The organism is Microbacterium sp., assembly GCF_036277215.1.
Taxonomy (GTDB): Bacteria; Actinomycetota; Actinomycetes; order Actinomycetales; family Microbacteriaceae; genus Microbacterium.
Genome location: NZ_DASUNI010000123.1, coordinates 1 through 8,323 on the forward strand (window position 1 = coordinate 1; position 8,323 = coordinate 8,323).

Sequence of the window (8,323 nt, forward strand, 5' to 3'; positions counted from 1 at the left end):
CGCCGGCGAGGCCGAGGCCATCCACTTCGAGAACCACGGGCGCATCAGCGGGCACCGGAACGGCCGGCGGGAACACGTTCGCGACCTCCCGCCCGGTCATGAGTCGGATGAGCTCGGCGGTGGGCGTATCGGCCACCGGGATGCCGGATGCCATGGATCTGCCGTCCTTCAGGACGGTGATGCGGTCGCCGATCTGGCGGATCTCCTCCAGGCGGTGGGTGATGTAGACGACGGCGATGCCCTCGGAGGTCAGCTCCCGGACGACGTGGAAGAGGTTCTTGACCTCCTCGGTGTCCAGGACCGCCGACGGCTCGTCCATGATGATCAGCTTGATGTCGTGCGACAGGGCGCGGGCCATGCTGACGATCTGCTTGTTGGCTGCGCTCAGGTGCCCGACCTCGGTGTTCGGAGAGAGGTTGGCGTGTCCCAGCCTGCGCAGCAGCTCGCGCGTCTGACGGGCCGCTTCCGAGCGCTTCGTGAAACCGCCGCGCGCGAGCTCGTGGCCGAGGAAGATGTTCTCGGCGATGGTCAGACCGTCGACGACGTCGAGCTCCTGGTACATGGTCGCGATGCCGAGCTCGAGTGCGGCTTCGGGATTGGGGATCACGACCTCCTCGCCCTCCCAGGAGATGCTGCCCGCGTCGGGCTGGTGCGCGCCGGCGAGGACCTTGATCAATGTCGACTTGCCGGCGCCGTTCTGGCCCAGCACGCAGTGCACCTCGCCGGCGCGCACGTCGAGGTCCACTCCCCGCAGGGCGCGAACGCCGGCGAAGCTCTTCGTGACGCCGCGCACCGTGAGTAACGTCGAATCCTGGTCACCTTTGATCACACGCTGACCATAACAGGTGGCGGTTGGGTCGTTCGAGTCCCTCTTCCGCGACCATCAGCCGACGGCCCGGCCGGCTCTCCGCTTCGCGAGGAGCGCGGATTTTACGGTGAGGCTCGCTTTTGCTGAGCCGCCAACAAAAGCTGTCGCGCGGATGTTACGTTCTGCTACGTTGATCTCGGTCATCACCCGGTGGACCGCCGCGCGAGCGTGGCCGAGTCCCCTTGGCGCCCGACCTGCATTCACATTCAAGGAGGAATTCATGCGTTCAACCCGTACAGTGCGCACGCGGGCGATCGGGATCGGCGCAGCCGCACTGACCGCCATCGCGCTGCTGGCCGGCTGCACTCCCGGTGCACCCGAAGAAGAAGAGGCTGCCGACCAGGGCACCAGCGCGGAGGAGAACGAGGCGACCGGCGACACCGTCACCATCGGCTTCTCCGGCCCGGCCGCCGACCACGGGTGGCTCGGTGCCATCAACTCGGGCGCCATCGAGGCGGCCGAGAGCTTCCCGGACGTCGAGCTGCAGCTTGCGGAGGGCACCAACGACGTCAACGCGCAGATCGCCGCCGTCGAGACGTTCATCAACGACGGCGTCGACGCCATCGTGCTGCTGCCCAGCGACGGAGCGGCCCTGACCGAGGTCGCGATCAAGGCGATGGAGGCCGGCATCCCGGTTATCAACGTCGACCGCGAGTTCTCCAGCCCGTTCGCCGCCCGCGCCACCGTGCTCGGCGACAACTACGGCATGGGCGTCAGCGCCGGCACGTACATCTGCGAGCAGCTCGGCGACAACCCGGACGCGGTCGTCGCCGAGATCGCAGGCATCGACTCGCTGCCGCTGACGCAGGACCGCTCTGCGGGCTTCGCGGACGCACTCGAGGACTGCGGTCTCGAGGTCGGAGCGCGGGTAGCGGCGGACTTCACCGTCCAGGGCGGCGAGGCGGCGGCATCCCAGCTGCTGTCGGCGAACCCGCAGATCGACGCGCTGTGGAACCACGACGACGACCAGGGCATCGGCGTCCTCGCAGCCATCGAGGCCGCCGGACGCGACGAGTTCTTCATGGTCGGCGGCGCCGGGTCGCTGAACGCGATGGAGGCAATCGAGGCCGACGACACCGTGCTCAAGGCGACGATCATCTACCCGTCGACGCAGGCTGCCGACGGCATCGCCCTCGCCCGCCTGATCGCTCAGGGCAAGACGATGAGCGACCTGATCACGCCGGGCGTGGCGAACCGCATCGTCCTCGATGCTCCGGTCGTCACCAAGGAGAACGTCGACCAGTACATCGGCTTGGCCTTCGAGTCCTGACCCGACAGCCAGTCGCAGGAGGGGGCGTCCGCCGCTCGCGGAGGCCCCCTTCTGCAGCATCCCCCACCGCAGTGCACGACCCTGGAGCAACTGTGACCGACAACCTCCGCGTCGCCATGATCGGCTACGGCTTCATGGGCGCCGCACACTCGCAGGGGTGGCGCGTCGCCCCCCGCTTCTTCGATCTGCCCGCGCACCCGTCGATGACCGTCGTGGTCGGGCGCAACGCCGACGCGGTCGCGGCCGCCGCCGAGAAGTGGGGCTGGGACGAGGCGGCCACGGATTGGCGCGAAGTCATCGACCGCGACGACATCGACATCGTCGACATCGTCACTCCGGGCGACACGCATGCCGAGATCGCGATCGCAGCGCTCGAGGCGGGCAAGCACGTGCTGTGCGAGAAGCCGCTGGCCAACACCGTCGCCGAGGCGGAGGCGATGGCGGATGCCGCGACGCGCGCAGCGGAACGCGGGGTGCGCGCGATGGTGGGTTTCACCTACCGACGCGTTCCGGCCGCCACCTTCGCGCGCGATCTGATCGCGGCAGGCCGCATCGGCGACATCCGGCAGGTGCGGGCGTCCTACCGCCAGGACTGGCTGATGGATGCCGAGGCCCCGCTGACCTGGCGGATGAAGAAAGAGCGCGCGGGATCGGGCGCACTCGGCGACATCGGCGCGCACGCGGTCGATCTCTCTGAATACATCACCGGGCTGCGCCTGCAGAGCGTCTCCGGTGTCATCGACACCATCGTCCGGGAGCGGCCCCTTCTCGCCGAAGGCGTCGGCCTCTCGGGCACCGCTTCCACCGAACGTGGCGAAGTCACCGTCGACGACGTCGCCTTCTTCGCAGGTCGATACGCGAACCCAGCCGGCGGCTACGGACCGCTCGGCACGTTCGAAGCCACGCGCTTCGCGACCGGACGGAAGAACGCCCTGCGCGTCGAGGTGTCCGGCTCACTCGGCGCCGTCGCGTTCGACCTCGAGCGACTCAACGAGCTCGAGTTCTACGACGCCACCCTCCCCGCGAACGAGCAGGGGTTCCGCACCATCCTCGTCACGGAGCACGACCACCCCTACCTGGCGCCGTGGTGGCCGCCCGGTCACATGCTCGGTTACGAGCACGGCTTCTCGCACCAGGTCGTCGACTTCGTGGACGCCATCGTGGCGGGCGAACAGCCGCGGCCTTCCTTCGCCGACGGACTGCACGTGCAGCGGGTGCTGGATGCCGTCGAGCGCAGCTCCGCCTCGGACAGCAGCTGGATCTCCACGGACTGAGCCCGTCCACCCGAAGACGAAAGGGAAACACCGCAATGACGCGACCGATCACCCTCTTCACCGGCCAGTGGGCCGACCTTCCCCTCGAGGAGGTCGCACGCCTCGCGTCGGAATGGGGCTATGACGGACTCGAGATCGCCTGCTGGGGCGACCACCTCGACCCGTGGCGCTGGGATGACGACGAGTACGTCCAGGGCAAGCTCGACCTGCTCGCGAAGCACGACCTGAAGGTCTGGGCCATCTCGAACCACTTGAAGGGCCAGGCAGTCTGCGACGATCCGATCGATCAGCGTCATCGCGGCATCCTGTCGGACAGGGTCTGGGGCGACGGCGACGCTGAGGGCGTGCGCCAGCGGGCCGCCGAAGAGATGAAGCACACCGCCAGACTCGCTGCGAAGCTCGGAGTGAAGACGGTGGTCGGCTTCACCGGCTCGAGCATCTGGAAGTACGTCGCGATGTTCCCCCCGGTCTCACAGGAGGCGATCGACGCGGGCTATCAGGACTTCGCCGACCGGTGGAACCCGATCCTGGACGTCTTCGACGAGGTCGGTGTGCGCTTCGCGCATGAGGTGCATCCGAGCGAGATCGCCTACGACTACTGGACGACGGTTCGCACGCTCGAGGCCATCGGCCACCGACCCGCGTTCGGCCTCAACTGGGATCCGTCGCACTTCATGTGGCAGCAGCTGAACCCCGTCGACTTCATCCTCGAGTTCCAGGATGTGATCTACCACGTGGACTGCAAGGACGTGAAGCTCAACCTCGGCAACGGACGCAACGGGCGGCTCGGGTCGCACCTGGCCTGGGCGGATCTGCGCCGCGGGTGGGACTTCGTCTCGACGGGCCGCGGCGACGTGCCCTGGGAGGCATCCTTCCGGGCCCTCAACACCATCGGCTACGAGGGCCCGATCTCGGTCGAATGGGAGGACGCCGGCATGGATCGCCTCCTCGGCGCACCCGAGGCGCTCGAGTTCGTGAAGCGCAACGCCTTCGCGGCACCCGCAGCGGCATTCGACGCGGCGTTCAGCTCGCGCTGATTCCGGATCGAGAACGGATGCCGCGCGCCGCGGCATCCGTTCCACCCGTGTCGGCCCGGCCGCGCGCGCACTATCGTTCGATCATGACGACGGTCTCTCCGGGCTGGTACGACGACGGGCAGGGCGCGCTCCGCTGGTGGGACGGCGCGAACTGGACCGACTACACGCAGCCTCGCGCGGACAGCCAGGCCGAGCAGCGATTCGCTCCGGCTTCCGCCGAACCTGTGCCGCCGGTGCCGCCTGTCCCGCCTGTGCCGCAGTACCCCGGTGGACAGGTTCCGGCGGCCTTCACCGCGCCGTACAGCCCGGACGCGTACGCCGTCACGTATCCCGTCGCCCCTGCCGCCGGCTTCACGGCATCGACCGAACCGCCGAAGTCGCGGATGTGGATCGTGTGGGTCGTCCTCGGTGTGGTCGTCGTGGGCGTGGTCGCGGCCATCGCGATCCTGACGCCGATGCTCATCACGGGTTTGACCCCGGCGGGGGGGCCATCGGACGAGGACTCCTCGGGCGAGCCGGGTGGGAGCGTCCCGACGGCCGCCGACAGGGACGCGGCCGTCGACGCCGTGGAGCGATACAACGACGCCTGGCTGACCGGGAACTGCGACGACTACTTCGCCACGACGACCGAGCAGTACCGTTCCGAGGTCGTGCAGATCACCGACTGCGCGGCGTTCGTCGACGAAGCCCGCTCCTTCACGGGCAGCCTCGACGACTACGAGGTGCGGGTCGGCGAGGTCGAGGCCGTCGGATCGGCGATCGCGGTGTCCACGGTCGAGTCGTACACCAGCCTGTTCGACGAGCAGGGGAACCAGACCGACGAGCCCGTCGACTACGAAGACCGGTGGGAGTACATCGTCGTGAGCTCCGACGACCACTGGGTGATCGACGATTCCTACTTCGAGTGAGGCCGACCGCCGGCGCAACCGTCAGTCGCTGCGCGCAAGGTGCTCGTCGAGCCAGGCCAGCACGTCGCTGCGCACCTGCTCCTGACCCACGTCGTTGAAGACCTCGTGCCGGATCTCCGGATAGACGAGTGTCGTGACTTCGGTGAATCCGGAGCGCCGTCGGTAGGCATCCGCGAGCCTGTGGACGCTGCGCGGCCCGCCGACGGGGTCGTCGCGCCCGACCAGCAGCAGGATCGGGATGTCGCGCCCGGCGATATCACGCAGGTTCTTGCGCGGGCGGCCGAGCATCTGGAGCTGTCGATACAGCCCGAAGTTCTTGCCCATGGGTACGGTGGTGCACAGCGGGTCCGCGAGGAACCCGCGTACGACCTCGTCGTCCGACGACAGCCATTCCATGCCGGTCGTCCCCGGACCGTTCCATCGCCTGTTCAGGTCGCCGAGATTCCCCGAGCCGAGTTGCCGGTAGACGGTGCCGCTCAGGATCACCATTTCGTAGGCCTCGGGATGCCGGTTGAGGAGCATCTGCCCCATGAACGAGCCCCATGAATGCGCGAGCAGGACCACCGGCAGGCCTTCGTGCTCGCGCCGGATGACCTCGGTGACGCCCCACATCGCTGCGACGGCCGCCGGTATCCCCCCGCGCCCGAGCGTGCCCAGCCGCGCCGAGTCGTCACCGTGCTGCAGCATCCCCGTCCGACCATGGCCGCGGTGGTCGTCCGCGTAGACGGTGAAGCCGCGGTCCGTCAGAGCATCGATCAGTCGTGCGTAGCGTCCGGCGTGCTCACCGTACCCGTGGGCCAGCTGGACCACCGCACGCGGAACGCCGTTCGCGGGATGGACGTCGTAGACGATCGGCACGCCGCGCACATCGGTGAACTGGGGCATGGGGGGAGTTTAGATCCGCGCCGACACGATCGAGGGCGTCGAATTTACTTAGCTAGGATAATGAACTAGGCTAACGATCGATGACCGAACATGCAGACCCGAGCCACGACCTTTCCCGCGAGGCCTCCGACCTGCGTATCGCCACGTTCCGGCTCGCGCGGCGCATGCGCACGCAGCGAGCGGTCGACTCGATGAGCGACGGGCAGTTCGCCGTCCTCGCCGGCCTGTCCGTGCACGGGCCGCACACCCTCGGCGAGCTGGCCGACCGCGAACGCGTGTCCGCTCCCGCGATGAACCGCACGGTGAACTGCCTTCAGGACTCGGGCTACGTCTCCCGCAGCGCCGACGAGCACGACGGTCGCAAGGTCGTGATCGACCTGACCGACGACGGCCGCGCGGTCGTCGAGGAGACCGCGCGTCGACGCGACGCGTGGGTCGAGGGTGCCCTCGCCGAGATCGAGCCCGACGAGCGCGCGATCCTCGCGCAGGCGGCGGCGATCATGCAGCGGATGGTGGCCCGATGAGCGCCATGTTCCGGTCGTTCTCGGTCTTCAACTACCGGGTCTGGTTCATCGGAGCACTCGTCTCCAACATCGGGGCATGGATGCAGGCGACCGCCCAGAACTGGGTGGTCCTCACCGAGCTGACCGACAACGACGCCGCCGCGATGGGTGTCACGATGGCGCTGCAGTTCGCGCCACCGCTCCTGCTCGTCGGCGTCACCGGATGGGTCGCCGACCGCTTCGACCGTCGCAGGCTCCTCATGGTCACGCAGGGACTGCTGATGCTGCTCGCGATCGCGCTCGGCGTCATGATCCTCACCGGTCTGATGACCCTCCCGATCATGTACGGCTTCGCGCTTGCGCTCGGTGTCGTGACGGCGTTCGACAACCCGGCCCGGCAGGCCTTCGTCTCCGACGTCGTGACCCGCGAGAACGCGTCCAATGCGGTTGCGCTGAACGCGGCATCCTTCAACGGCGCACGGATGATCGGCCCGGCCGTCGCGGGAGTGGTCATCGTCGCGGTCGGCACCGGCTGGGTCTTCCTGCTGAACGCCGTCACCTTCTTCGGGATGATCGTCGCCCTCCTGCTGATCCGCACGCACGAGCTGCTCCCCCGCGCCAGCACCTCCGGCGCGTCGAGACTGGCCGACGGCTTCCGTTACGTCGGCCGCCGCCCCGACCTCATCGTCATCTTCGCGATGGTCTTCCTCGTTGGCGCGTTCGGCATGAACTTCCCGATCTTCGCGTCGACGATGGCGCTCGAATTCGGGCAGAACGCCGACGGCTTCGGGCTGCTCAGCTCCATCCTCGCGATCGGCTCGCTCGCCGGCGCGCTCCTGGCCGCCCGGCGCGATCGCGCCCGGTTGCGCGTGGTCGTCGGTGGAACCCTCCTGTTCGCCGCGGCCGCGGGCGTCTCGTCGCTGATGCCGAACTACTGGGCATATGCCGCGACGCTCATGTTCACCGGATTCGCGGTCGTCACGATGCTCACGACGGCCAACGGCTACGTGCAGACGACGACCGATCCGGCGCTGCGCGGACGCGTTCTCGCGCTGTACATGGCGATCCTCATGGGCGGCACGCCGATCGGCGCACCGATCGTCGGCTGGGTCGCGTCGGAGTTCGGTCCCCGCATGGCGATCCTGGTGGGCGCGGTCGCAGCCCTCGTGGCCTTCGCGATCGGCTCGATCTGGCTGCTGGCGTCCGGGCGGCTGCGTCGCGCCGAGTCGGGACGTTTCCGTCTCACGATCGACGAGACGCTGCCGATCCGCGTGGTCGCGCCGACGGGCGCCGACTTCAGCGAGCCCGTCGCGACGACCGCGCCGATCCCGGTGTCGCCGCGCCCCCGCACGAGCTGACTCCCGCGCGCGCCTGCCGCTGAGCCTGCCCGAACCCACACCTTCTGCGCGAACCCATGCGCTGTGGCGCGCGGGAAACCATGGGCTGACGCGGGAGACGTGGGTTCGACGGACCCGGCGCTCCTCCGCAGGTGCATTTCGGACGAGCGCGATCCACAGATGCGGGCGGGTCTTGCGGCCCCCCGGAAGGGGGTGGGCACGCTCGAGGGCATGACCCCGG

8 protein-coding genes are annotated in these 8,323 nt (G+C 68.6%); 6 read left to right on the top strand and 2 right to left on the bottom strand.

The features are described 5' to 3' along the window. Positions 1 to 826: ATP-binding cassette domain-containing protein (locus tag VFX99_RS06335; RefSeq protein ID WP_414684325.1), on the bottom strand; the 826-nt coding region annotated here is incomplete at its 3' end. A gap of 262 nt (positions 827 to 1,088) precedes the next feature. Here VFX99_RS06335 and VFX99_RS06340 point away from each other — a divergent pair. The 4 genes from VFX99_RS06340 (at position 1,089) to VFX99_RS06355 (ending at position 5,357) form a co-directional block, all read left to right on the top strand. Continuing rightward, positions 1,089 to 2,138 carry a substrate-binding domain-containing protein gene (locus VFX99_RS06340; RefSeq protein ID WP_329665471.1) on the top strand — a complete coding sequence of 350 codons (1,050 nt, stop codon included), beginning with the start codon at positions 1,089 to 1,091 and terminating at the stop codon, positions 2,136 to 2,138. A 116-nt stretch (positions 2,139 to 2,254) separates the two neighbouring features. Continuing rightward, positions 2,255 to 3,412, top strand: coding sequence for a Gfo/Idh/MocA family oxidoreductase (locus tag VFX99_RS06345; RefSeq protein WP_329665477.1), 1,158 nt, complete (start codon positions 2,255 to 2,257; stop codon positions 3,410 to 3,412). Between the two features lie 35 nt (positions 3,413 to 3,447). Beyond that, positions 3,448 to 4,449 (top strand): sugar phosphate isomerase/epimerase family protein, encoded by a 1,002-nt coding sequence (locus VFX99_RS06350; RefSeq protein WP_329665472.1) that lies wholly within the window; start codon positions 3,448 to 3,450, stop codon positions 4,447 to 4,449. Between the two features lie 83 nt (positions 4,450 to 4,532). Continuing rightward, positions 4,533 to 5,357: a DUF2510 domain-containing protein gene (locus VFX99_RS06355; RefSeq protein ID WP_329665473.1), complete on the top strand. Its 825-nt coding sequence runs from the start codon at positions 4,533 to 4,535 to the stop codon at positions 5,355 to 5,357. 21 nt (positions 5,358 to 5,378) lie between these two features. Here VFX99_RS06355 and VFX99_RS06360 read toward each other — a convergent pair whose 3' ends face one another. Continuing rightward, positions 5,379 to 6,242, bottom strand: a complete 864-nt coding sequence (locus VFX99_RS06360; RefSeq protein WP_329665474.1) for an alpha/beta hydrolase — start codon at positions 6,240 to 6,242, stop codon at positions 5,379 to 5,381. Positions 6,243 to 6,322: 80 nt separating this feature from the next. Here VFX99_RS06360 and VFX99_RS06365 point away from each other — a divergent pair, with 80 nt between their 5' ends. Both VFX99_RS06365 and VFX99_RS06370 read left to right on the top strand, forming a co-directional pair. Beyond that, positions 6,323 to 6,766 carry a MarR family winged helix-turn-helix transcriptional regulator gene (locus tag VFX99_RS06365; protein WP_329665475.1) on the top strand — a complete coding sequence of 148 codons (444 nt, stop codon included), beginning with the start codon at positions 6,323 to 6,325 and terminating at the stop codon, positions 6,764 to 6,766. Further along, positions 6,763 to 8,103, top strand: a complete 1,341-nt coding sequence (locus VFX99_RS06370) for an MFS transporter (protein WP_329665476.1) — start codon at positions 6,763 to 6,765, stop codon at positions 8,101 to 8,103. The genes VFX99_RS06365 and VFX99_RS06370 overlap by 4 nt, the downstream gene beginning before the upstream one ends. Positions 8,104 to 8,323 lie beyond the last annotated feature (220 nt).